Origin of the sequence: Geomonas sp. RF6 (genome assembly GCF_021044625.1) — a bacterium.
Taxonomy (GTDB): Bacteria; Desulfobacterota; Desulfuromonadia; order Geobacterales; family Geobacteraceae; genus RF6.
The window spans coordinates 1,118,251-1,142,308 of the sequence record NZ_CP087999.1 but is presented as its reverse complement, the minus strand read 5'-3'; the positions used below and the strand labels follow the sequence as shown (position 1 = coordinate 1,142,308).

Sequence of the window (24,058 nt, the reverse complement as noted above, 5' to 3'; positions counted from 1 at the left end):
CGGTTACCTCGCGGGTGCGGTCGTGTCTTTGGTAATGAAGCCGACGTTGCGGTTTTCCCGCGTGAAGTACTGCCGCGCGACGCGCTGCACGTCTGCGGCCGTGACCTGGGAGACCTTCTGGCGGTGCTCTATGAGGTAGCGCCAGCTTCCTGCCACCGCCTCGTATTCCGTCAGGTTCCTGGCGAGGCCGCTGTTGGAGACCATCTGGTGCGACTCCTCGAATTCCAGATTGTTGAGGATCTGCTTCAGCTCCCTCTCCGTTACCGGCTCGGACTTCAGCCGCTCCAGCTCCTCATAGATCGACTTCTCCACCTCGACGACCGTATGCGGCGCCCGCGGCGTGGCGTTGATGATGAAAAGGTTCGGATAGCGGTCCCCCGGCGCCGAGAAGGAGGAGACCGAAGTAGCGAGCTGCTTCTCCAGTACCAGTTTTTTGTACAGCCTGGAGGTGCGCCCGTTGGTGAGGAGCATGTCGATGACGTCGAAGACGTAGTCGTCCGGCGCCGGGAGGGTCGGCTTGTGGAAGCCGACCAGGAGCTCGGGCTCCGCGTCACCAAGGATCTCGGTCCGTTTCTCCCCCTGCTGCGCCGGTTCCTCCACCGTCACCGGCGGCACGGGGGTCCCCGGCGGGATCTTCCCGAAGTAGCGCTCGATGAGCTCGATCGTCTGCTTCGGATCGATGTCCCCGACGATCGCCATGATGGCGTTGTTCGGCGCGTAGTACTTGTGCAGGAAGCGTTCGGCCTTTGTCCTGGTGAGTCCCTCGATGTCGGACATCCACCCGATGGTCGGCTGCCCGTTCGGGTGCGCGTTGAAGGAGTTGGCGATGAAGGTCTCCCAGAGCTTCCCTTCCGGCTCGGCGTCGTAGGAGCGCCGCCTCTCCTCCATGACCACGTTCCGCTCGGTGTAGAACTCTCGCAGCACCGCGTTTTGCATGCGGTCCGACTCGATCGCCGCCCATAGTTCCATCTTGTTCGCCGGCATACTGATGATGTAGGTGGTGCCGTCCTTGCTCGTGAAGGCGTTGTATCCGGAACCGCCGTTCCTGGCGTACAGGTCGGCGAATTCCTCCTTTATCACGTACTTCTCCCCTTCCTTCTCCAGGCGCTGGAGCTCGGATTTCAGGCGCGCGACTTCCTTCTGGTCCGCCTTCTCCTTTTTCTGCTCCTCCGCCATCAGCTTCTGGGCTGTTTCCTCGATCTTGTCCAGGACCGGCTTTTCCGCCGCGTAATCTTTGGTGCCGAGCGTCTTTGTTCCCTTGAAGAGCATGTGCTCCAGGAGGTGGGCCAGCCCGCGCTCGTCGCTGCGCTCGTCGACGCTGCCGACCTTGAAGCGGATCCAGGCTGCGACGGTGGGGGAGGTGTGGCGCGCCACCATGAGGACCTTCATGCCGTTTTTCAGTGTGTGTTCCTGCACCTTGTCCGCCAGCCCCTGGCCGAAACAGGTTGCGGCACTCAGGAGGAGGGCGCATACGAGGGCAGCTTTCGATGGCATATTCATTATGACCTCGTAATCCGGAAGTTAATGCTGAGCCTCGAAAAACATAGCACCAAGGTCTGGGGTTTGCAACGGGTAAAAGGGGGGAGATGGCGGCGAAGCCGCGGATGGCGCGGGCCGGGCCGGTCACGGTGGGGTCGTGGTTTGGCTGGATCAGGGCGCCGGCGGTGGACCGCCGGGAACGCCTGCGGCTTCTCCCGGCCTACAGTACCACAGTACAGAAACGCCGCCCGCTCCCGGAGCGGGAGACGGGCGGCGCAAAGAGTGAATGCGGCATCCGGTGTCAGGGCTTCAGTGCGAGTTTCAGCACCTCGTGCACGTCCTCCACGAAGTGGAACTCCAGCTCCTGGCGCACGTTCTCGGGGATATCCTCCAGGTCCTTCTTGTTCTTCGCCGGGGCGACGACGGTGCGCACTCCCGCCCGCCGGGCCGCCAGCACCTTCTCCTTCAGCCCTCCTATGGCGAGGACGCGGCCGGTGAGGCTCATCTCGCCGGTCATGGCGATGTCGCGGCGCGCCGGGCGCCCGGAGAAGAGGGAGACAAGGGTCGTCGCTATGGTGATGCCGGCGGAGGGGCCGTCCTTCGGGATGCTGCCGGCGGGGACGTGGATGTGAATCGTGGTGTTCTCGAATTCCCTCTTCTGGATCCCCAGCTCGGCGCAGTTCGCCTGCACGAATGAGACCGCGGCGCGCGCCGATTCCTTCATGACTTCGCCGAGGCTCCCGGTGAGGAGAAGGTCTCCTTTCCCCTTCATCTTTGTCGCCTCCACAAAGATGATGTCGCCGCCGGTCTCGGTCCAGGCAAGCCCCGTTGCCACGCCGACACGGTCCTTCTCCGCCGCGACTTCCTCGAAGTGCTTGCGCGGTCCGAGAAGCTCCGCCACGCTCTCCGGATCGATTACCGCGCGCGGCGTTTTCGCCTGGGCGATCTCCTTTGCGACCTTTCGGCAGACGGAGGCGATGTTTCGCTGCAGGTCGCGAACCCCCGCCTCGCGGGTGTAGTCGCGGATAAGGCGGACGATCGCTTCGTCGGTGAAGGTCGGCGGTGTGGCGGAGAGGCCGTTTTCCTCGATCTCCCGCTGCACGAGGTACGTTTTCGCGATGTTCAGCTTCTCCTCGTCCGTGTAGCCGGAAAGGGTGAGGACCTCCATGCGGTCCTTCAGCGGGGCGGGGATCGGGTCGAGCTGGTTCGCGGTGGTAATGAACATCACGTTTGTCAGGTCGAACGGGACGTCCAGGTAATGGTCGGTGAAGGAGAAGTTCTGCTCCGGATCGAGGACTTCCAGAAGGGCGCTGGCGGGGTCGCCGCGGAAGTCGGCGCCGATCTTGTCGACCTCGTCGAGCATGAAGACGGGGTTGTTCGACCCGGCGCGGTTGATCTCCTGGATGATGCGTCCGGGGAGTGCGCCGATATAGGTGCGCCGGTGCCCCCTGATCTCCGCCTCGTCACGCATCCCGCCGAGCGAGATGCGGATGAACTTGCGCCCGAGCGTGCGCGCGATGGAGCGGCCAAGGCTCGTCTTCCCGACGCCCGGAGGACCGACGAAGCACAGGATCGGGCCCTTCATCTTTTCCTTCAGGGCGCGGACGGCGAGGTACTCGAGGATGCGCTCCTTCACCTTCTTCAGGTCGTAGTGGTCCTCGTTGAGGATCGTCTCGGCCTGCCTGATGTCCTTGTTGTCCTGCGTGCTTACCTGCCAGGGGATCGTCGTGAGATAGTCGAGATAGGTGCGGGAGACGGTGTACTCGGGTGAGGCGGGGCTGATACGTTCCAGCCGCTTCAGCTCCTTCTCGGCGATCTTTTGCACCTCGGGGGGCATCTTTGCGTTGTCTATCTTGTGGCGCAGCTCGTTCACCTCGCTGTGCCGCGAATCTTCCTCGCCGAGCTCCTCCTGGATCTGCTTCATCTGCTCGCGCAGGAGGAATTCCTTCTGGCTCTTGCCGACCTTCTTCGTCACCTCGGCCTGAACCTCCCCCTTGATCTGCAGGCGCTGCACCTCGTTTGTGAGGTGCATGTACACCTTCTTCAGGCGCTCGAGCGGGTCGACCGTTTCCAGGAGCTTCTGCAGTTCATCGACCGGGAGGTTGAGATAGAGGGCGACGAGGTCGGAGAGGCGGGCCGGGTTGTCGATGAAGTCGATCATCTTCATGACATCGTCCGGAAGGGGCCTGCCGTAGGAAAGAGCGATCTTCAATAGGGCGTTCAGGCTTCCCACCAGCGCCTCGGAGACCATCGACTTCTCGGCGAATTCGCGCACCGGCTCGAGGCGGGAGAGAATGACCGGCATCTGCTGCACGATGGCGAGGACCCTGACTCGGACCACACCTTCGAGGACGACCTTTGCGCCACCCTGGGGGAGCTTGTTGATCTGCATCACCTTGCAGAGGGTACCTACTTCGTGCAGGGCACCCAGGAGCTCGGTCTCAGGCTCGTGCTTCAGTTTGACGAGTGCTACGAGGTTGTTGAAGAGCGCGGCTTCTTCAAAAGGGGCGAGTTCGTCCTGTTTCAAGAAGATCGTGAATACCATGTACGGGAAAGCGATGATTTCCCGCAAAGGGTAGAGGGGCACGATCTCCGGCATGTTGATGGTGATGTTCTCGGTCATAGTCATCCCTGGATCCCTTTTGTCGGTTGATGATGGGAAAATCCAAAGAAAAGATAACTATCGAACCCCCCCCTGTCAATGAGGGGGCCCGGTCAGACCGCCTCCCACGCCTCATAAAGCTCTGCTATCTCTGCTGAGAGGGATGCATGGCGCTCTCCTGCCAGACGCGCCGCTTCCACATCCTTGAAGAAGTCGGGCTCGGACATGGTGCTTTCCAACGCCGCGAGCTCGCTCTCCTTTTCGCCGATCTCGGCCTCCAGCTGTTCCAGCTTGCGCTGCCTCGAACGCTCTTCCTTCTGGCGCTGTTTCTCCTCTTCCCTCTGCTTGCGGCGGTCTACCGGGTCGGAGCTGCCGGGACTGGCTGCGGCACTCCTGGTATCGGCCTGCGCCTTTTCGTTTGCGGCGCCGCTCCCCCTCGCCCCCCCGGGTATTCCGGATCCTTCTCCCGCGGTCTTTTCGAGGTAGTACTCGTAATCGCCGTAAAAATTCTCCAGCTTCCCTTCCCCGACCTGCACGACGCGGGTCGCCAGGCCGTCGATGAAGTGGCGGTCGTGGGAGACGAAGACGACGGTGCCGGGGAAGCTGCGCAGTGCCTCCAGAAGGACGTCCTTGCTGAAGAGGTCCAGGTGGTTCGTCGGCTCGTCCATGAGGAGGAGGTTCGACGGGCGCAGCAGGATCTTCGCCAGCGCGAGCCTGTTCCGCTCCCCGCCGGAGAGGACCTCCACCTTCTTGTGGATGTCGTCGCCGGAAAAAAGGAAGGCGCCGAGGATGTCGCGCAGCTGCGGCACCATGTCGAAGGGGGCGGCGGAATAGATCTCGTCGTAGACAGTGCGGCTTTTATCGAGCTCCTGTGCCTGGTCCTGGGCGAAGTAGTCGCGCACCACGTTGTGCCCGACCTTCACCTCACCCGCAGTCACCGCGCCTCCGGCAAGGACGCGCATGAGGGTCGACTTCCCGGCGCCGTTATGCCCGACGAGGGCGACCCGCTCGCCGCTTTCCACGGTAAGGTCCACACCGTTAAGGACGACGTTTGCGCCGTACGCCTTGGTAACCCCCTTCAGCTCCATGACCGTCTTCCCGCTCTTGGGGGGAGTGGGGAAGCTGAAGCGGATCCTCTTTCTCTCCGGCGGGAGGACGATCCGCTCAATCTTTTCCAGCTGTTTTACGCGGGACTGCACGAGGGACGCTTTCGTTGCCTGATAGCGGAAGCGGGAGATGAAATCCTCGATCTTCTCGATCTCCTCGTCCTGGCGGCGCTTTGCCTCGCGCAGCGCCGAGACGCGCTCCTCCCGCACGACGAGGTAGCGGCTGTAGTTGCAGTGGTAGTCGGTGATGGCGTGATTCCACACCTCCGCGATACGGGAGCAGACCTGGTCGAGGAAGAAGCGGTCGTGGGAGACGAGCATGACGGAGTAGGGGTATCCCTGCAGGTACCCCTCCAGCCAGTTGCGCGCCTCTATATCCAGGTGGTTCGTCGGCTCGTCCAGGAGAAGCACCGTCGGCTTTTGCAGGAGGAGCTTCGCCAGCGCAATCCTCATCTGCCACCCGCCGGAGAACTCGCCGCACTCCTTGTTCCATTCCGACGGGGAGAAGCCGAGACCGGCAAGGACGTTGCCGACCTCCGACTCCATGGCGTACCCCCCCTTCAGGCGGAACTCCTCCTGCAGGTGGCCGAAGCGGTCGAGGAGCTGCTCGTGGCCGGGAGCGTCGTGCGGCTCCGTCTCCAGCCGCCGGGTAAGCTCGCCGATCTCCCGCTCGATCTTTTGCAGCTCCGCGAGGGCGGTCATCACCTCCTCAAAGAGAGGGCGCCCCTTCGCCACGATCCCGTCCTGCGGGAGGTACCCGACGGAGCCGCCGCGGGCGAGCTGGATCTCGCCGCTGGAGGTCTCCACCTCGCCGGCGATGATCCTCATCAAGGTCGATTTTCCTGCGCCGTTCTCGCCGACGAGGCCGACGCGCTCGCCTTTCTTGAGGTGCCAGTTTATTTCCGTGAAAAGGGGTTTTCCTGCGAAGTCCTTGGAGAGCTTTTTGAGGTGCAGCATTATGAGGTCTTTCCTTTGCGCTACTGTACCGGCCGATGCGAAGCAGTATCGTCGTGGGGTGGATTAACAGGGCATTCTAGGGGGAGATGCGTCCCGTTGTCAATTCTTCCGCACCCGGCGATACCGCTCGCATCCTTTTGTCCCGGTTACAGGAGGAGGACTTCCTCCCGCACAAAGTGGAGCCTGACCCTTCTGGGCGCATCACCCTTCCCGCTCTGGCAGGTGACGGCATCCCGGATGTGGTAGCGCAGTTCCGGGACGCTCTCTGCCTGAAGATAAATCGCTTCGCCTTCTGCGCGAGCCGTGAAACCCCCTTCTGAGGCTTCCTCGATGATGAAGATCAGTTCTTTCATGGTCTTCTCCCCTTGGACACCGCCCCGGCCGGTTCACTTCTTCTCTTCGCCCGCCAGATAATCCGCCAGGATGGTGCGGCTGTGCTCGTCGTCGTGGCAGTACACGCAGAGGTTCTCCCAGTTGCTGCCGTCGGGAGGGTTGTAGTTGTGGTTGCCGTCCTTGTGGTGCACCGTCAAAAGGTGCAGGTTGGAGAGCTCGAATTCCCTGCCGCACTTGGCGCAGATCCAGCCGTGGATCTTCAGCGAGCGCTCCCGGTAGTTCTCCGGGCGCGTCTCCTGCGTCCTGATGCGCCGGACTATCGCATCGACCTCTTCCGCGCTCTTCGGCGGGACTGTCCTTGGTCCGCGGGAGCGGAATGCTGCTGCCATCGGTGTTCTCCCTTCGATTTGAGTGTACTCTGAAGATGTGAAGCAAAGGCGATAGTAGGTAAAGCTAATGTTTCATGGTATAAGAAGACGCCAGCCGATGCACCTCTTTTTCATGAGCGCACTTTCCGCCAGCGGTTGCAGATCGCAGAAGGCTCCCGGAGAACCGATGACCCTCCCTGAAAAATCACTCTCGTACAGCCGGTACGCGCTCGCGCTCCTCATGGCGGTGAACCTCCTGAACTACGTGGACCGGCAGGTTCTCTATGCTGTCTTTCCCCTTATAAAGGCGGATCTGGCACTCTCCGATACGGCGCTTGGTTTTCTCGGGAGCTCCTTCATGATCTGCTATCTCCTCTCCGCCCCCTTTCTCGGCTTTCTCGGGGACCGCTGGAGCAGGCGGGGGCTCGCCTCCGCCGGGCTGACTGTGTGGAGCCTCGCGACCGCCCTTGCCGGTGTCGCACCGGGGTACCGCACCCTCCTTGCCGCGAGGACGGTCGTGGGGATCGGGGAGGCGAGCTTTGGAACGGTCTCGCCAGGTCTCATCGCCGACTTCTTCCCGAAGGAGCGACGAGGCCGCGTCCTTTCCTGGTTTTATCTCGCCATCCCGGTCGGGAGCGCCCTCGGCTACCTTCTCGGCGGCGTCCTCGGTCACCGCTTCGGGTGGCACGCGGCATTCCTGATGGTCGGTGTGCCGGGGCTTCTTCTCGCCATCCCTGTGGCGCTCCTGCGGGAGCCTCCGAGGGGTGGGGACGAGGTCGGCTCCTCTATGGAGAAACGTCGTGGGTACGGCGCCTTTTTCTCCAACCGCTCCTTTGTCTGCAATACGCTGGCGATGGCGGCGATGACCTTTGCCATGGGTGGGCTCGCCCAGTGGCTGCCGTCCTTTCTGAACCGGGTGCACCACGTCGACGTGGAGAAGGGGAACTTTCTCTTTGGCCTCGTCACCGTTCTCGCCGGCATACTCGGCACCGCCGCCGGTGGGTGGCTCGGGGACCGCTGGCAAAAGAGGACCCGCAAGGGGTATCTCTTCATTTCCGGCTGGGGCTTCCTCATCGGCACCCCGATAACCGCCTGCTCCATCATGGCCGACTCCCTTGCCGGCTGCCTCGCCGCCGCCTTCCTGGCGGAGTTCTTCCTCTTTCTGAACACCGGGCCGCTCAACACGGTCATCGTGAATGTGACGAAACCTTCGGTGCGCGCCATGGCCTTCGCGGTCAATATCTTCTTCATCCACGCCCTCGGCGACGCCGTCTCTCCCACGATCCTTGGATGGCTCTCGGACCACTGGGGGCTGCGCGGCGCGTTGCTGGTCACCCCGGCGGCGGTGGCACTGGCGGGGATCTTCTGCTTCGTCTGCAGCCGTTACGTGGAGGCGGACATGGCCCGCGCCGAAGGTGAGCCTGCGCCGTGAGACGATCTACTCCCTTCCTGCCGGCTTCGGGCGGGGGGGCTTCTCGCTCAGCCACCCTTCCGAGGCGTCGTCGATCTTGTCGAAACGCGGCATGTACGGCTTGATGTCGAGGAGGGGGGTGCCGTCCAGCACGTCGATCCCCGCGACTTCCACCACGTTATTTTCCCTCTTGAGTACCTGGACGATGGACATGCCGATGCCGTTTGGCCTGCACGGGTGCCTCGTGGCGAAGACGCCATGCGGCAGGTCGTCCAGAAAGGGGGGGCGGAACATCTTCACCTCGCCGGAACGGTCGAAGTGGTACAGGAGGTAGACGTGTGAAAAAAGCTCCACGTCCCGCAGCCCGGAGGCGTACGGCTCGAAAACCTCCACTTTTCCCACCGCCCCCAGTGCGTACATCGGCTGCATGGGGCACTCTTCCTTTGTCTGAAACGGCGTGTGGATGACGCCGATCGGCTCGAACTCCATCTCACTCTCCTTCCGGTACTGTTCCGTTGAGCCTGCGCAGGAGGGCGGCCGCTTCCCTCACTCCTGCGCCGTTTTCATCCGCGACGAGCTGCGCCTTGTCCTGGACGACCTGCAGGGCGTTGCCGGTGGCGACCGCGTACCCGCACCGGGAGAGGAAGTCGAGGTCGTTTTCCGCGTCGCCGACCCCCATCGTCTCCTGCCACTCCACTCCCAGTTCGCTGAGGGCAGCATCGAGCCCCGTCCCCTTGTGCACCCCTCGCGGCAGGATCATCACCGCGTTCTTGTTATAGATCACGGAGAGATCCAGTCCGAGCTCTGCGAGCGCTTCCGCCGTCTCCCGCTCGAAAGGGCGCGTGGTCGCAACTATAACGATTCCAGTGGCGAAGTCGACACCGCGCTCCCGCAGGCGCGTGCAAAATATCGCCGGAGGGGGGGCGGCCAGCGCCTGCTGGCTCCCGGACTGCGGCCGGCAGAGGACTGCCCCGTTTTCCGCGACGATGAGGTCGAAAAGCTCTGTCTGCGGAAAGACGCTGCGTAGATCCTCCATCTCCCGCCCGGTGACCAGAACGAGCTTTACCCCGTCGTCCCGCAGCGTCGCAAGAGCCGCGACCGTCTCCTCCGCGACCTTCCCGCGGCGCGCCAGAGTCCCGTCGTAGTCGGTGGCAAACGCCCTGAACCTCATCCGTTAGTCCCCCATCTCCTTCACGCTTAACAGTGTCCCAGTTTCCGGCGCAGGTGCAACTCTCTGAAATACCGTCTCCCTCACGGAAAAGTGTTGGTGTGGGCTCCAGGAACGGTTACCTTTGATTATTGAAGAGGCAGTCAGCAGGGCACGAGGCAAGGCCATGAAACTTCTTTCCTGGAATGTGAACGGGCTGAGGGCCCGGATGGAATCACAGGTCCTTCCCCTCCTGCAGGAGGAGAAGCCGGACCTACTTCTCCTTCAGGAGACAAAGGCGGAAGAGCATCAGGTGCCCGCCCTTTTCCTTTCCGAGCTGGGGTACCGCTCCTGGTGGCACCCGGCACTGCGCCCGGGGTACAGCGGGGTCGCCACCTTCTCCCGCATCGCGCCTGTGTCGGTGGAATGCGGCATAGGAGTCCCCGACATAGACTGCGAAGGGAGGGTTCTCACGCTGAACTTTGCAAACGGGATTGCGGTCGTCAACGCCTACTTCCCGAACAGCCAGCGTGGACTATTGCGTCTCGACCACAAGATCTACTTTCTGGACAAGATTCTCCGCTATCTCCAGAAAAAGAGGGAAGAGGGGTACTCGGTCGTCATCGGAGGGGACTTCAACATCGCCCACCGCGAGATCGACCTCAGAAACCCCCGCCAGAACATGGAGAATGCAGGCTTCCTCCCGGAGGAGAGGTCGTGGATCGACAGGTTCATTGCCGCAGGCTTTGTGGACACCTTCAGGATCTTTTGCCCCGACGGCGGGCACTACACCTGGTGGAGCTATCGCCCCGGGGTGCGCCAGAGAAACATCGGGTGGCGGATCGATTACTTCTTCGTGGACGCCTCCCTCGCCGGCAAGGTCTCTGCCGCAGGGATCCTCTCCCATATCGCCGGATCCGATCACTGCCCCGTCTCGCTGGAAGTCGCGCCACCGCGCGCAGAACTGTCCTCCGTACCGTCTGAAGACCCTCCGGTAGCGAGTCCTGATGAGGATTGACCGCCATCGTGCGGTTTGTTACTGTGAAGGCAGGGCAGGCTTCCTTTTTTAGTTTCTTTTTCCTGGACGGAGGAAGATTGACTGAAAATCGGAGATCTGCCTTTTCTTTTTGCTGCCTTTCACGGGGAAACGGCAGTCTCAGCGGAAAGGGAGCGAACGATCCGTCTGAAAACGCCTTCGGTATAGGAGGCGGTTAACCAAAATAGATCTATTTCCGAACGTGTCGGTACTGTCGGTTGCGCACCGTTCTGTATGGTGGTATCTCGTTTGCTGCAGCAAATGCTTTTTTGTGTGATATGACAGAGAAACTCTGCTATAATCCCACAGTTTTAATGAGCTATTGGCCCCTGCCGGACGGCGGGGATCTATATAAAGAAGTGGATCGGCCCTCATCGGGGGCTCTGATATGTAATGGGCTTTCCTGCATACCTGCGTGCAGCGGTGCGTGCGGACCAGCCCCAACAAAAGGAAATCAAAGGACTTTATGCCGAAAAAAATGTTAATCAATGCGCTTCACGCTGAAGAAGCGCGCGTGGCGATCGTCGAGGATGGCCGCCTCGTGGATCTTGACGTGGAGATTGCCGGGAACGAGCAAATCCGCGGCAACATCTACAAGGGGGTCGTGGTCCGTGTAGAGCCGGGTCTGCAGGCAGCCTTCGTGGACGTGGGGCTCAAGAAGCTCGGCTTTTTGCAGATGGGTGAATTGCACCCGGAAAACTGGAAATGGCGCGACGACGTGCCGGAGGAGCAAAGGCACAAGCGTCCCCGCATCCAGGAGGTGCTGAGAAGGGGGCAGGAAATCATAGTGCAGGTGGAAAAGGGGGAGCGGGACAACAAAGGCTCCGCACTCACCACCTACATCTCCCTCCCCGGACGCTACATGGTGCTGATGCCCGGCAGCGATTCCTCGGGGATCTCCCGCAAGGTGGAGAGCGAGTCGGAAAGAAAGAAGCTCAAAGAGATGATCGCCGGGATGAACATACCGGAAGGGTACGGCTACATCATCAGGACGGAAGCGGTGGGGCGCACCGTCGACGAGCTCCAGAAGGACCTCAACTCCCTCATCGCCCTGTACCAGGGGGTGCGCGAGCAGGGGAGCGGGATGAAGGGGGCGGGACTCATCTACCAGGAGTCGTCCCTCATCGTGAGGACGATCCGCGACTACTTCAGCGCCGACATCGACGAGGTCCTCGTCGACAGCAAGGACGTCTTCAAGGACGTGCGCGACTGCCTGAAGGAGATCGACCCCCAGTTTGAAAAGCTCGTGAAGATGCACCAGGAGAAGCGCCCGATCTTTTCGCGCTACCAGCTGGAAGAGCAGATCGATCTCATCTACGAGAAGAAGGTACCTCTCAAGTCCGGCGGCTCCATATTCATCGAACCGACCGAGGCGCTCGTCTCCATCGACGTCAACTCCGGGAAGTCGACCGGCGAGAAAGGGGTCGAGGACACCGCGTTCAAGACGAACCTCGAAGCCGCCGAAGAGGCTGCGAGGCAGCTGCGGCTGCGCGACCTTGGCGGGCTCATCGTCATCGACTTCATCGACATGCGTGACCGCAAGCACAACGCGGAGGTGGAGAGGACGCTAAAGACGGCGCTGAAGGCGGACAAGGCGCGCGTGAACGTGGCCCGCATTTCGGAGTTCGGTCTCCTGGAGATGTCGCGGCAGCGCATCAGGCAGACGCTCCACCAGGCGAGCACGCTGGAGTGCCCGCACTGCGACGGGCGCGGAAAGGTGAAATCGGTCGAGGCGATGGCACTCTCCTTCCTGCGCAAGGTCCATGCGGCCGCCGCGAAGGGGGTCATTGCCGACGTCATCGGTAGTCTCCCGCTGGAGGTGGCCTACTACCTCCTGAACCGGAAACGCCGCGAGCTCTCCCAGATCGAGAACGACTACGACATCCAGGTGACGGTGAAGGGAAAGCCTTCCTTCCTCCTGAACCAGATGGAGCTCGAACTGGTGAGGCGCGAAAAGGTCCTCCTGGAGGAAGCTCCTGCAGAGAAGGTCGCCCTGCGCGCAGGGAAAGAGGAAGTGCCGCAGGAAGGGGAACGGAAGAAGAAGAAAAGAGGGAAGGGGAAAGGCGCCGCAGAAGAGGTGCACCCCGCCGTTGTGGAACTTCCTGTGGCAGCAGCCGAAATGGCTGCGACCGAGGCAGCGGGCGAGCCTGCGGCTGCGCTTGAGCCGGCAGTCGCCGCGGAAGGGGAGACCGAAGAGCCGAAGAAGAAGCGCAGACGGCGGCGCAAACGCGGCAAGGGTGGGGGCGCTGAAGGAGCTGCCGCCGAGGCTGCTGTCGCCGAGGACGCCGGCGCCCCTGCCGAAGGGGAAGCCGCGGAAGGAGCAGAGGGCGCTCCCGAAGTTCTCGAAGGAGCACCGGCCGCCGCGGAAGAGACCCCGGAGGGTGCCGCAGCGGCGGAAGTGACCGGCGAGGAAGGGAAGAAGAAACGTCGTCGCAAGAGACGTCGTGGCGGGAAGCACCCGCAGGAAGGGGCTCAGGCTGAGGCCGCCGCCGAGGCTGATGTGGCGGGTGAAGGGGAGCCGCATGCGGAGCCCGAGGAAGAGATCGCTGTGCCTCTCCCCGCGGAGCCCGTCGCCGCAGGCGCCGAGAAGCCGAAGAGAAGCCGCGGGCGCAGGAAGAAGGCGGCTGCCGGTGCTGCCGGCGAGGGTGCCGTCGAGGCCCTCCTCGAAGGAGCAGGGGAAGAGGAAATAACCGTTGCTGCTGTCATGGTGGAGCCGATAGAGGTCGTCGTCCCCTTCGAGATCATCCAGCCGGCAGAGGTTGTTTTGCCGGTGGAGATCGTGCAACCGCTGGAGGAGGCGCTCGCGGATGTCGAGCTGCAGGAAGGAGAGGCAGACGCCGAGGTGCTGGAAGGGGAGTCCGCTGCTGAGAGTGAAGAGGCTGCGGAGGAGGAACCTCTGGAGGCGCAGCAGCCGGTCGAGGTGGAACACCCCGCCGCAGAGGAACAGCCACCGGCGCAGCCGGCCGAGGGTGAGCAGCCGGCTCTTCCGGAAGCTTCGGCTTCCGCTGCGGAGAAGCCGGCGAAGCCCCGCAGGAGCCGAAGCCGCAAGCCGAAAGGTGAAAAGCCCGCAGCGGAAGGCGCCGAGCCCGCCGCATCCGCCGAACCGACGGTGGCCCCGGTGGCAGCACCGCTGGCCGGAGGGGACGCGGTGCCGCAGCCGCAGCCGGAGGGGAATGAGCCGGCACGCAAGAAAAGAGCTCCGCGCAAGAAAGGACCGGCCCAGGCGGCACCGGAAACGGCAAGCGCGCCAGCCGAGGCACCCGCCGAGAAGCCGAAGAAGCCGAGGGCTCCTCGGAAGAAGAAAGAACAGGGGCCGGCACAATAGCTTTACCCCTTCGCCTCACCCGCACGCCGTGCGGGTGGGGTACCCGGCGGGGCATCAACCAGCAGGAATGATCTTTTACGGCGGCTTCGGCACGTCACGGTTCTAAGGCTTTCTTTCAATGAAACTAATCGCAACGCTTCTCTTCTCGCTCTTTCTCGCCGCCCCCGCTTTTGCTGCTTCACCGGACCGGGTCATGAACTGGTCCGTCTACGGCTTCGTCGATTCGTACAACTGGCGGGAGTACCGGGGGGGGGAGAGGCTCCTGAAGGAAAGCGGCCCCATGCTCGGCGTCGGCTCCGACCTTCTCCTCAACCTGCTCGACGAGGGAAACCTGGTTGTAAAGGCAAAGGCGGAGATGTTCGGTTCGGTAGTGGACTACACGGGGCAGACCCAGGAAAGTTCATTCTCCCCCACGCGAAGCAAGCGCCCGGTGAACACGGACGTCGACTACATCGGCTCCCGGCTCGAGGGTGACGTAGGGTGGCGCTTCCCCCTCCAGAGCGTTTCGGTGGAGCCGTTCGGCGGTTTCGGGGTTCGCTGGTGGCTGAGGGACCTCAATGATTCCACCGCGTACGACAGCACCGGCACCCCCTTTCTCGCTTCCGGGTACACCGAGTCGTGGACCAGCGTCTATGCGACTGCCGGAGTGCGAGGGACGCACAAAAGCGGCAAGAACCTGCAGTTTTTCCTCGAAGGGGGAGTGCGCTACCCCTTTTACGTTTCCAACGAGGTCGACGTTTCAAGCGTAGGCACGATCACCCTGCGCCCCGAGGGTCAGCTTTCGGGGATCGGGGAAGCGGGCGTCACCTACAAGCATCTGCGCATCTCCGCGCATTACGAAGGGTTCTACGTCGACGAGTCTCCGGTCGTCTCGGGGTACCTGCAGCCGAAGTCGAGCTCCGATGTGTACGGGGTGAGATTCGGGTGGGCCTTCTGAGGAGCCGGTAAGGGAAGGACGTCTCCATGCAACAGGTCCTGTGCATAGCCGCACTCGGCGCCATCGGGTGCCTCTCACGCTATTTCCTCTCAGGCTGGGTCTACAAGATCTGCGGCAACGCCTTCCCTTACGGCACCCTCGTCGTCAACATCGTCGGAGCGTTCCTCATAGGGCTCATCATGGAGTTCTCCATGCGCAGCGCCCTCGTGCCCCCCGTCCTGCGCGTAGCTGTCACAGTCGGTTTCCTGGGCGGGCTTACCACATTCTCCACCTTCAGCCTCGAAAGCTTCCGCCTCCTCGAGGAGGGGCAGTTCGTGGTGGCCTTCTTCAACATGCTCCTCAGCGTCGTTGCCTGCCTCGCCTGCACCTGGCTCGGAGTGGCGACAGCCCGCTCTCTCTAGCACACCTTTCCTCTCTTTCTCCCCGCCATTTCCCTCTCCGCACGCACCTCAAAAGAAGGGGCGAATCCGCGCGAAGCCAGAAGGGACGTGCCTTGAAAGCTCAATGTCGTCTGCTATAGTTCCTACGGTTCAATAACAAGGAGTAGACGATGGGGATGCTGGATAACGTAAGCCCAGCCTGGATCGAGCACCAGTACAGGCTCTGGAAGAGCGCGCCGGACTCCGTTCCCGAGGACTGGCGCCTTTTTTTCGCCGGCTTCGAGTTCGGCGCCGTCACGCCCGCTCCGGAAGGGGCGCCGCTGACCCGTGACGACGCGCTGAAGCATTCCGCCGTCCAGTCCCTCATCTACCGCTACCGCGACATCGGCCATCTGCTCGCCTGCACCGATCCCCTCTCGCCGTGCATTCTGGAGCACCCCCTCCTTTCCCTCTCCGCATTCGGGCTGGACAACGAGGACGTGGAAAAGACCTTCCACACCCGCCGGTTCTTCAAGCAGAGCGCCACGCTGAAGGAGATAGTGCAGGTGCTGCGCACGACCTACTGCGGCTCTATCGGGGTGGAGTTCATGCACATCCAGGATCCTGACGAGCGCCAGTGGCTCATCGACCGGATGGAGCCGGTGGGGAACCGGTCGGTATTCACGCCGGAGCAGCGGCTGAGGATTCTCAACAAGCTGAAGCAGGCCGCGATCTTCGAGCGGACGATCCACAAAAGATATCCCGGCCAGACCCGCTTCTCCCTGGAAGGGGGGGACGTCCTCATACCGATGCTGGACCACCTGGTCTACTCCTGCACCACGCTGGGGATCACCGACATGGTCGTGGGGATGGCGCACCGCGGGCGTCTGAACGTCCTTGCCAACGTCTTCAACATGCACTACGAGACGATTTTCGCCCAGTTCGTGGACAACCGCGAGTTTGGGATCGTCGGCGAGGGGGACGTGAAGTACCACATAGGGTACGCCACCGAACTCACCCTGCCGGGGGAGAAGAAGATTCACCTCACCCTCGCCTCAAACCCGAGCCACCTTGAGGCGATAAACCCCGTCGTGGAGGGGAAGTGCCGCGCGAGGCAGGAGCGCCTCGGCGAGAGCGGGGGAAAGAGAGTGCTCCCTCTCCTTATCCACGGCGATGCAGCGTTCGCGGGGCAGGGGGTGGTGGCGGAGACGCTGAACCTTTCTGAGCTTGCGGGATACACCACGGGCGGGACGCTCCACATCGTCCTCAACAACCAGATCGGTTTCACCACCCTCCCCGCCGACGCGAGGTCGAGCATCTATGCAACGGACGTGGCACGGATGGTGCGGGCGCCGGTCTTCCACGTCTACGGAGACGACCCGGAGGCGGTCCTGCACGCAGCGGAACTCGCCCTCGCCTACCGCGACCGCTACGGGAAGGATGTGGTGGTGGAGGTGATCTGCTACCGCAGGCACGGGCACAACGAGGGGGACGAGCCGTATTTCACCCAGCCGGTCATGTACGAGCAGATAAAGGCGCGCCCGCCGCTGCACGCCATCTACGAGGCGGAGCTGCTGGAGGAGGGGTACGACGAGGAAGACCTGAAGGGGATGGAATCGGAGATCAACGAGTGCATCTCCCTTTCGGTGGAGAAGGCTTCGGGGGCGGCCGACGAGCGGCCAAGCTGGAAGCGGGACCGGCTGGTCTATCCGAAGACGCCGGCCGCAAGCTCGGTGCCGAGGGAGACTCTGAGCCGGATCGCGCAGAGCCTCAGCACGATCCCGGAACGGTTTTCCCCTCATCCGAAGGTCGCGGCGCTCCTGCAGAAACGCTTGGAGGTCGTGGAGCGAGGGGAGGGGCTGGACTGGGGGACGGCGGAATCTTTAGCCTTTGGCACCCTCCTTGGCGAGGGGATCTCCATCCGCCTCTCCGGGCAGGACGTGCGGCGCGGCACCTTCAGCCACAGGCACGCCACCATCTTCGACCAGAAGAGCGGGGTGGCATTCAACAGGTTCGAAAGGGTGGCAGCGCAGGGGGCCGCCTTCCGCGCCTACGACAGCGCGCTCGCCGAGTTCGCGGTCTTGGGGTTCGAGTACGGTTACTCGCTGGAATCTCCCGAGGGACTCACGATCTGGGAAGCGCAGTATGGAGACTTCGCCAACGGCGCGCAGGTGGTCATCGACCAGTTCATCGCCAGCGGAGAGGCAAAGTGGGAGCAGCCGAGCAACCTGGTCCTGATGCTGCCGCACGGCTACGAAGGGCAGGGGGCGGAGCATTCCAGCGCCCGCATCGAGCGTTTCCTCTCCCTCTCCGCAAGCGACAACGTCCAGCTCGTGACTCCGACGACACCTGCGCAGCTCTTCCACGTACTGCGCAAGCAGATGAAGCAGTCCTTCCTGAAGCCGCTCGTGCTCTTCACCCCGAAGAGCCTCCTGCGAAACCCCCTGTGCGTATCCTCCCTCGACGAGCTCGCCTCGGGCTCCTTCCAGTCGATCCTCGCCGATCCCGCGGACCCGTCCACCATCGACAGCGTCCTTGTCTGTAGCGGGAAGATCTACTACGACCTTCTGGAGCAGAAGGTACAGGGGAAGGGGGAGGGGACGGCCCTGGTGCGCATCGAGCAGCTCTACCCGTATCCGGACGAGGCGCTGCGGGAGGTGCTCGGCAGGTACCACAGAGGGACCGCCTTCACCTGGGTCCAGGAGGAGCCGCGCAACATGGGCGCATGGAACTTCCTGCGTAACATCCTTGCCGACATCCTCGGCAGCACGCCGCGGTACGTGGGGCGGCCTGAAACAGCAGCCCCCGCCTCCGGGTCGCACCGCATGGACCGCCTCGAGCAGGGGCGGATCGTCGCAGAGGCACTGCAAAAGCCGTAAACATCCATAACGAGTAAGACCAGTGCAGGAAGGGATCCCGCGGCCACAGGGGCGCGGGAGATGTGAGGCCGTTCTGACTCACAGCAAAGGGGGGGAAGATGGAGCTAAAGGTGCCGCCAGTCGGCGAATCGGTAACAGAGGCGCTGATTGCCAGGTGGCTCAAGAGCGATGGCAGCAGCGTCGCGAAGGACGAGGCGGTCTGCGAGATCGAGACCGACAAGGTGACGCTGGAAATCACCTCCGAGATCGCGGGAACCCTCTCCATCGTCGTGCAGGAAGGGGAGACGGTGAAAATTGGCACCGTCATCGCTCGTATCGAGGAAGGTGCTGCCAAAGAGGCGAAGCCGGCTGAAGAACCACGGACGGTCGTGGAGCAAAAGATAGAGCAGCCGCCCATACCCCCTGCGCCGCGTGCCGAAGCGCCACAGCCGCAGCAGCCACCGCAGCCGCCGGCACAGCCGCAGGAGCACCGTGCACCGAAGGATTTTGCGCCGCCGGAATCGACAGCATACCCTTCCTCCCCTTCCGGTCGAAAACAGGCTCGCGAGAGAGGGGAAGAGGGGGTACCGATCTTTGCACCGTCGGCGGCGCAGCAAAAGGGCGCTGAGCCGACTGTGAAACCGGCTGCAGAAGGTGCTCAGCGTGAGGTCGCGACGCCACCCCCTTCCGTCGTGCGGGAGGAGGCGCTGGGACGAATTACTCGGAAGCCGATGACACCGATACGCAAGCGCATCGCGGAGCGGCTGGTCGTCTCGAAGCAGTCGACGGCGATGCTTACCACCTTCAACGAGGCGGACATGAGCGAGATCATGGCGCTGCGCAAGAAGCACGGGGAGAAATTCCTGCAGCGCCACAAGATAAAGCTCGGCCTCATGTCCTTTTTCGTGCGGGCCTGCTGCGATGCGCTGAGGGACTATCCCGAGATCAATGCGAGCATCGAAGGGGATGATGTCGTCTACCACCACTACTGCGATCTCGGGATCGCGGTCGGGAGCGAAAAAGGGCTGGTGGTCCCGGTGCTGCGCTCGGCGGAGACCCTCACCCTCGCCCAGATCGAGCAGCGCATCGCCGATCTGGCGGAGAAGGTGCGCGGCAATCGCATCACCATCGGAGATCTGGAAGGGGGGACCTTCACCATCTCCAACGGCGGGATCTACGGCTCGCTCCTTTCCACACCGATCCTCAACCCGCCGCAGAGCGGGGTGCTGGGGATGCATGCCATACAGGATCGCGCGGTGGTGCGCGACGGCGCCATCGTGATCCGGCCGATGATGTACCTCGCGCTCTCCTACGACCACCGGATCGTGGACGGCACCGGCGCGGTCGGGTTCCTGAAGAGGATAAAGGAATGTATCGAGGACCCGGAGGAGATGCTCCTGGAAGGGTGAACGCGGCGCCGGAGGAAGGGAGGGAGGTTTAGCACATGGCAGAAGAAACGTATGATCTGATCGTTATCGGCGCCGGACCTGGCGGGTACGTGGCAGCTATACGCTGCGCACAGCTCGGCATGAAAGTGGCCGTCGTGGAGAAGAGGGATGCGCTCGGAGGGGTTTGCCTCAACGAAGGGTGCATCCCCAGCAAGGCGCTTCTCGATTCGAGCGAACTCTTCTCCCTCGCGAAAGAGCGCTTCGCGGGGCACGGTATAGAGATACCGGCCCCTTCCCTCAACCTCGCGAAGATGATGCAGCGGAAAGAGGAGGTGGTGCGAAAGCTCACCGACGGGATCCAGTATCTCTTCAAGAAGCACTCCATAGACCGCTTCAGCGGCGAGGGGCGCCCGACCGGAGCGGCCGGAGGGGGGCAGGGGGTGGAGGTAAAAGGAGCGCAGGGGGTGCAGCAGCTGACGGGGAAGCGGGTCCTCCTTGCCACCGGGAGCGACGCGGTGGAGCTGCCGGGGCTCCCGTTCGACGGGGTCGACGTGGTGAGCGCGCGGGAGGCGCTCTCCTTCGATGCGGTCCCGGAGCACCTCCTGGTGGTCGGTGGCGGGTACATAGGCCTCGAACTCGGGAGCGTATGGCTGAGGCTGGGGGCGAAGGTCACGGTCGTGGAGCTCCTTCCCCGCCTCGTGGCAGGAAGCGACGGACAGGTGGCGGAGTCGCTCATGAGATCCCTAAAGAAGCAGGGGATGGCCTTCCTTATGGGCGCGAAGGTGACAGCGGTGCAGAAGCGGGATGGGAAAGTCGTGGCGAAGCTCGAGGGTGGCGGCGCGCCCCCCGAGACCTCCTGCGACAAGGTGCTGGTGGCGGTGGGCCGCCGACCCCTCTCCGCGGCACTGGGGCTCGACCGCCTCGGCATCAGGCAGGAGCGCGGCCGCGTGGTGGTGGACGAGAACTACCAAACGAGCGTCCCCGGGATCTACGCCATCGGCGACCTCATCCCCGGACCGATGCTCGCGCACAAGGCGATGGAGGAAGGGGTGGTTTTCGCCGAGCGGCTCGCGGGGCAAAAGAGCATCGTGGAGTACAACTACATCCCGGGCGTTTGCTACACCTGGCCCGAGGCGGCCTCCGTCGGGAAGACGGAGGAGTCCCTCAAGGAAGAGGGGGTAGATTATCGTGTCGGGCGCTTCAACTTCGCCGGAAACGGCAGGGCGCGCTGCATGGACGAGACGGAAGGTTTCGTGAAGGTGCTGGCGGCCGGAGGGAACGGGAGGATCCTCGGTGTCCACATCCTCGGGCCGCGTGCCTCCGACATGATAGCCGAGGCGGTGACGGCGATGAGTTTCGGCGGGAGCGCCGAGGACATAGCGCTCACCATACACTCCCATCCGACCCTTTCGGAAGCGCTCAAAGAGGCGGCACTCGATGTGAACAAGCAGGCGATCCACGCGTAAAGGTTGGAGAGGTAGCATGATAGTCCATGATCTCGGCACCATAAGCTATTCGGAAGCGTACATCATGCAGGAGCAGCTGGTGCACGCGGTTCGGGACGGGGGGGAGGAGACCCTCCTCCTCCTCGAGCACCAGCCTGTGTACACCATAGGCTCCGGCGGGAGCCTCGCCAACATTCTCGATCCCACCATTCAGGCGGTGCGGGTCAATCGGGGGGGGGACGTCACGTTCCACGGCCCGGGCCAGCTCGTCGGCTACCCCATCATCGACCTCTCCCGGCGCGGGCGCGACCTGCACCGCTACCTGCGCTTTCTGGAGGCGCTCCTGAAGGGGGTGGTGGAGTCCCTCGGGGTAGGCGGCTTCACCATCCCCGGCTACACCGGTCTTTGGACCGAACGCGGCAAGCTCGCCTCCATCGGGGTGGGAGTGCGCAACTGGATCACCATGCACGGCTTCGCCCTCAATGTCTCCCGCGACGTCGCCCCCTTTACCCGCATAAACCCCTGCGGCATGTCTGGATGCCGCGTCACCTCCCTCGATCTGGAGCGCGGCGGCCACCTCCCCCTTGACGCCGTCAAAGAGCTCTTCACCCCCCGTTTCGAGCAACTCCTTGAGGAGCGGCTCCCCCACCGGGAGCGCTGACAGGCGCCTCCACAGCGTAGCCAGCTAAAATGAGATAAAATTAACCTGTCTCATGAGTGTCGGGGTGTTCCCGAACCTCCACGCCCCAAGGAGGCACCTATGTCTGAAAAAAGCTGCAGACTCCCTGCGGAAAAGCTGAAATGGGCTTGCGACCCGAGCATCTTCAACTTCCGGAGCACCGACGAGATAGGAAACCTGGAAGGGAGTATCGGACAGGAGCGCGCCCTGAGCGCCATCCACTTCGGGCTCGGCATTCAGGACAACGGCTTCAACATCTTTCTCGCCGGGGAGCCCGGCACCGGGCGGAACACCACCATCGCGAACCACCTGAAGTCCCGGGCGAGGACCGAGCCCACCCCCAACGACTGGTGCTACGTCTACAACTTCGCCGCTCCCGACAATCCGCTGGCGCTCTCCCTGCCGGCAGGGATGGGGCCTGAGCTTGCCGCGGACATGAAGGAATTCATCGACGGCGTGCGCACCAACATACCGAAGGCGCTGGAGAGCAGGGAGTACGAAACGCACCGCGTCGCCACCATCGAGGAGTACCAGGAGAAAAACGGCGAGCTCTTCAAGATCCTGGAGAAAGAGGTGGAGGGGGAAGGGTTCGCCATGCAGCGGACCGTTTCGGGCCTCGTGGTGGTCCCCCAGAAGGAAGGGCGCAACTTCACGCAAGAGGAGTACGACGCCCTGGAGCAGGAAGAGCGGGAGCAGATGGATGCCCACGGCAAGGCGCTGACGGAGAGGCTGAACGATGTCATGCGGCAGGTGCGTGACAACGAGAAGTCGCTGCGCGAGGCGCTGGCGCAGCTCGACCGCGAGCTCGGGCTCTCCGCCATCGGGCACCACGTCGGTCCCCTGCAGGAGAAGTACGCCTACTCCGAAAGGGTGGTGAAATACCTGGAGAGCGTGCAGGAGGACCTTCTGCTGAACCTGGACGACTTCAAGCCGCAGGCCGCCGCCCCCCAGATCCCGGGGTTGCGCGTCCCGAAGCAGGAGCCGAACCTGGAGCGCTACCAGGTGAACGTCTTCGTCACCAACGACGACCACTCCGGGGCTCCGGTCGTCTTCGAAACGAATGCGACCTACAACAACCTCTTCGGGCGCATGGAGAGCGTCATGCAGATGGGGGGAGTGGCGAGCACGAACTTCACCCTCATAAAACCGGGTGCACTGCACCGCGCCAACGGCGGCTACCTCATCGTCGACGCCCGCGAGGTGCTGATGAACCCCTTTGCCTGGGACGCGCTGAAGCGCTGCATCAGGAACGCGGAGATCAGGATCGAGGACGTCCTCGAGCAGTACCGCTTCATGACCTTCGTGACGCTGAAGCCGGAGCCTATTCCGCTGAAGGCGAAGATCATCATGATCGGCTCGCTGTGGATCTATTACCTCCTCTTCCACCTCGAACCGGAGTACCGTAAGTTCTTCAAGGTAAAGGCGGACTTCGACAGCAGGCTGAACAGGACCCCGGAGGTCATGCAGGACTATGCCCTCTTCGTCGCCACGCACTGCCGAAACGAGGGGCTGCTCCATTTCGACCCCGGCGCAGTCGCCGCCCTCCTCGAGTACTCCGCGCGCCTTGTGGAGGATCAGGAGAGGCTCTCCTCGCAGCTCATGGAGCTTACCGACCTTTTGCGGGAGGCGAGCTACTGGGCGAAAGAGGGGGGGGACTCCCTGGTGACGCGGGAGTGGGTGATAAAGGCGATCCACCACAAGATCTACCGGAGCAACCGCATCGAGGAACGGATGCAGGAGTATTTCGAGGACGGGACGATCCTGTGCGACACCGACGGGAGCGTCACCGGGCAGATCAACGGCCTCTCCGTCATCACCCTCGGCGACCACACCTTTGGCCGCCCCTCGCGGGTGACCGCACGCACCTACATGGGGCGCGCCGGAATGGTCAATATCGAGCGGGAGGTGAAGCTCTCGGGCCCCATCCACGACAAGGGGGTGCTGATACTGACCGGATACCTCGGAGGAAAGTTCGCCCTCGACCGTCCCCTCTCCCTTACCGCCTCCATCTGCTTTGAGCAGTCGTACGAGGGGATCGAAGGGGACAGCGCCTCCTCGACCGAGCTGTACGCCCTTCTTTCCGCCCTCTCCGGCATTCCGCTCCGGCAGGGGATAGCCGTTACCGGGAGCGTGAACCAGCACGGCCACGTGCAGCCGATCGGCGGGGTGAACTACAAGATCGAGGGGTTCTACGCCGTGTGCAAGGCGAAGGGGCTGACCGGGAGCCAGGGGGTGATGATCCCGAAGCTCAACGAGCGGAACCTGATGCTCAGCGAGGAGGTTGTGCAGGCGGTGCGCGACGGCATGTTCCACATCTGGAGCGTCACTACGATCGACGAGGGGATCGAGGTGCTGACCGGAGTCCCCGCCGGAACCCTCGGCCCGAGCGGGAAGTACCCCGATGGAACGGTCAATCACCGGGTGCAGGAGCGGCTCCTGGAGATCTCGGAGAAGATGAAGCGCCTCCTCGAATCGGAGAAGGGTGAGAAGAAGGAGGAGAAGGAAGAGAGGTAAAGGCTACGTTTTCGCCTCGCTACACCCTCCCCCCTTGCGGGGGAGGGCCAGGGTGGGGGGGAAGGTGCCACCCGTTCAGCAGACGGCAGCTCCACCCACCCCCTGTCCCCCTCC

Annotated in this window: 17 protein-coding genes; 10 read left to right on the top strand and 7 right to left on the bottom strand. The window is 63.0% G+C overall.

The window, feature by feature from the left end:
* Positions 1 to 3: 3 nt before the first annotated feature.
* From LPW11_RS04785 to LPW11_RS04765, 5 genes are all read right to left on the bottom strand, one after another.
* Complete coding sequence (locus LPW11_RS04785; RefSeq protein WP_442899817.1) at positions 4 to 1,494, bottom strand: M16 family metallopeptidase; 1,491 nt, start codon at positions 1,492 to 1,494, stop codon at positions 4 to 6.
* 286 nt (positions 1,495 to 1,780) lie between these two features.
* Positions 1,781 to 4,102: an endopeptidase La gene (lon, locus tag LPW11_RS04780; RefSeq protein WP_230998242.1), complete on the bottom strand. Its 2,322-nt coding sequence runs from the start codon at positions 4,100 to 4,102 to the stop codon at positions 1,781 to 1,783.
* A gap of 92 nt (positions 4,103 to 4,194) precedes the next feature.
* Positions 4,195 to 6,144, bottom strand: coding sequence for an ABC-F family ATP-binding cassette domain-containing protein (locus tag LPW11_RS04775; RefSeq protein ID WP_230996995.1), 1,950 nt, complete (start codon positions 6,142 to 6,144; stop codon positions 4,195 to 4,197).
* Between the two features lie 146 nt (positions 6,145 to 6,290).
* Complete coding sequence (locus tag LPW11_RS04770) at positions 6,291 to 6,497, bottom strand: hypothetical protein (RefSeq protein WP_230996994.1); 207 nt, start codon at positions 6,495 to 6,497, stop codon at positions 6,291 to 6,293.
* A gap of 33 nt (positions 6,498 to 6,530) precedes the next feature.
* Positions 6,531 to 6,866, bottom strand: a complete 336-nt coding sequence (locus LPW11_RS04765) for a YajD family HNH nuclease (protein ID WP_230996993.1) — start codon at positions 6,864 to 6,866, stop codon at positions 6,531 to 6,533.
* A 166-nt stretch (positions 6,867 to 7,032) separates the two neighbouring features.
* Here LPW11_RS04765 and LPW11_RS04760 point away from each other — a divergent pair, with 166 nt between their 5' ends.
* Positions 7,033 to 8,277 (top strand): spinster family MFS transporter, encoded by a 1,245-nt coding sequence (locus LPW11_RS04760; protein WP_230996992.1) that lies wholly within the window; start codon positions 7,033 to 7,035, stop codon positions 8,275 to 8,277.
* A gap of 6 nt (positions 8,278 to 8,283) precedes the next feature.
* Here LPW11_RS04760 and tsaA read toward each other — a convergent pair whose 3' ends face one another.
* Together tsaA and LPW11_RS04750 are read right to left on the bottom strand one after the other, a co-directional pair.
* The gene (gene tsaA / locus LPW11_RS04755; protein WP_230996991.1) at positions 8,284 to 8,745 is read right to left on the bottom strand and encodes a tRNA (N6-threonylcarbamoyladenosine(37)-N6)-methyltransferase TrmO; all 462 of its coding nucleotides are present in this window, start codon (positions 8,743 to 8,745) and stop codon (positions 8,284 to 8,286) included.
* Position 8,746: 1 nt separating this feature from the next.
* Positions 8,747 to 9,427 (bottom strand): HAD family hydrolase, encoded by a 681-nt coding sequence (locus LPW11_RS04750; protein WP_230996990.1) that lies wholly within the window; start codon positions 9,425 to 9,427, stop codon positions 8,747 to 8,749.
* 163 nt (positions 9,428 to 9,590) lie between these two features.
* On the opposite strand from LPW11_RS04750, the gene LPW11_RS04745 reads away from it, so the two are divergent.
* The 9 genes from LPW11_RS04745 to LPW11_RS04705 all read left to right on the top strand — a co-directional run bounded on the left by LPW11_RS04745 (position 9,591) and on the right by LPW11_RS04705 (position 23,944).
* The gene (locus LPW11_RS04745; protein ID WP_230996989.1) at positions 9,591 to 10,421 is read left to right on the top strand and encodes an exodeoxyribonuclease III; all 831 of its coding nucleotides are present in this window, start codon (positions 9,591 to 9,593) and stop codon (positions 10,419 to 10,421) included.
* A gap of 484 nt (positions 10,422 to 10,905) precedes the next feature.
* Entirely contained in the window at positions 10,906 to 13,764 is a 2,859-nt protein-coding gene (locus tag LPW11_RS04740; RefSeq protein WP_230996988.1) for an Rne/Rng family ribonuclease, read from the top strand.
* A gap of 118 nt (positions 13,765 to 13,882) precedes the next feature.
* A complete protein-coding gene (locus LPW11_RS04735) occupies positions 13,883 to 14,701 on the top strand; it encodes a hypothetical protein (RefSeq protein WP_230996987.1) in 819 nt (272 codons plus the stop codon).
* Between the two features lie 26 nt (positions 14,702 to 14,727).
* A complete protein-coding gene (gene crcB, locus LPW11_RS04730) occupies positions 14,728 to 15,102 on the top strand; it encodes a fluoride efflux transporter CrcB (RefSeq protein ID WP_230996986.1) in 375 nt (124 codons plus the stop codon).
* Positions 15,103 to 15,251: 149 nt separating this feature from the next.
* The gene (locus LPW11_RS04725) at positions 15,252 to 17,939 is read left to right on the top strand and encodes a 2-oxoglutarate dehydrogenase E1 component (RefSeq protein WP_230996985.1); all 2,688 of its coding nucleotides are present in this window, start codon (positions 15,252 to 15,254) and stop codon (positions 17,937 to 17,939) included.
* Between the two features lie 98 nt (positions 17,940 to 18,037).
* Positions 18,038 to 19,327: a 2-oxoglutarate dehydrogenase complex dihydrolipoyllysine-residue succinyltransferase gene (odhB, locus tag LPW11_RS04720; RefSeq protein WP_230996984.1), complete on the top strand. Its 1,290-nt coding sequence runs from the start codon at positions 18,038 to 18,040 to the stop codon at positions 19,325 to 19,327.
* 35 nt (positions 19,328 to 19,362) lie between these two features.
* The gene (gene lpdA, locus LPW11_RS04715; RefSeq protein WP_230996983.1) at positions 19,363 to 20,772 is read left to right on the top strand and encodes a dihydrolipoyl dehydrogenase; all 1,410 of its coding nucleotides are present in this window, start codon (positions 19,363 to 19,365) and stop codon (positions 20,770 to 20,772) included.
* A gap of 16 nt (positions 20,773 to 20,788) precedes the next feature.
* Positions 20,789 to 21,412, top strand: a complete 624-nt coding sequence (lipB, locus tag LPW11_RS04710) for a lipoyl(octanoyl) transferase LipB (protein ID WP_230996982.1) — start codon at positions 20,789 to 20,791, stop codon at positions 21,410 to 21,412.
* A 99-nt stretch (positions 21,413 to 21,511) separates the two neighbouring features.
* Positions 21,512 to 23,944 (top strand): Lon protease family protein, encoded by a 2,433-nt coding sequence (locus LPW11_RS04705; RefSeq protein ID WP_230996981.1) that lies wholly within the window; start codon positions 21,512 to 21,514, stop codon positions 23,942 to 23,944.
* Positions 23,945 to 24,058 lie beyond the last annotated feature (114 nt).

Coding starts and splice junctions, on each gene's coding strand:
- LPW11_RS04785 (WP_442899817.1), bottom strand. CDS start 1,494: ATGCCATCGAAAGCTGCCCTCGTATGCGCCCTCCTCCTGAGTGCCGCA.
- lon (WP_230998242.1), bottom strand. CDS start 4,102: ATGACCGAGAACATCACCATCAACATGCCGGAGATCGTGCCCCTCTAC.
- LPW11_RS04775 (WP_230996995.1), bottom strand. CDS start 6,144: ATGCTGCACCTCAAAAAGCTCTCCAAGGACTTCGCAGGAAAACCCCTT.
- LPW11_RS04770 (WP_230996994.1), bottom strand. CDS start 6,497: ATGAAAGAACTGATCTTCATCATCGAGGAAGCCTCAGAAGGGGGTTTC.
- LPW11_RS04765 (WP_230996993.1), bottom strand. CDS start 6,866: ATGGCAGCAGCATTCCGCTCCCGCGGACCAAGGACAGTCCCGCCGAAG.
- LPW11_RS04760 (WP_230996992.1), top strand. CDS start 7,033: ATGACCCTCCCTGAAAAATCACTCTCGTACAGCCGGTACGCGCTCGCG.
- tsaA (WP_230996991.1), bottom strand. CDS start 8,745: ATGGAGTTCGAGCCGATCGGCGTCATCCACACGCCGTTTCAGACAAAG.
- LPW11_RS04750 (WP_230996990.1), bottom strand. CDS start 9,427: ATGAGGTTCAGGGCGTTTGCCACCGACTACGACGGGACTCTGGCGCGC.
- LPW11_RS04745 (WP_230996989.1), top strand. CDS start 9,591: ATGAAACTTCTTTCCTGGAATGTGAACGGGCTGAGGGCCCGGATGGAA.
- LPW11_RS04740 (WP_230996988.1), top strand. CDS start 10,906: ATGCCGAAAAAAATGTTAATCAATGCGCTTCACGCTGAAGAAGCGCGC.
- LPW11_RS04735 (WP_230996987.1), top strand. CDS start 13,883: ATGAAACTAATCGCAACGCTTCTCTTCTCGCTCTTTCTCGCCGCCCCC.
- crcB (WP_230996986.1), top strand. CDS start 14,728: ATGCAACAGGTCCTGTGCATAGCCGCACTCGGCGCCATCGGGTGCCTC.
- LPW11_RS04725 (WP_230996985.1), top strand. CDS start 15,252: ATGGGGATGCTGGATAACGTAAGCCCAGCCTGGATCGAGCACCAGTAC.
- odhB (WP_230996984.1), top strand. CDS start 18,038: ATGGAGCTAAAGGTGCCGCCAGTCGGCGAATCGGTAACAGAGGCGCTG.
- lpdA (WP_230996983.1), top strand. CDS start 19,363: ATGGCAGAAGAAACGTATGATCTGATCGTTATCGGCGCCGGACCTGGC.
- lipB (WP_230996982.1), top strand. CDS start 20,789: ATGATAGTCCATGATCTCGGCACCATAAGCTATTCGGAAGCGTACATC.
- LPW11_RS04705 (WP_230996981.1), top strand. CDS start 21,512: ATGTCTGAAAAAAGCTGCAGACTCCCTGCGGAAAAGCTGAAATGGGCT.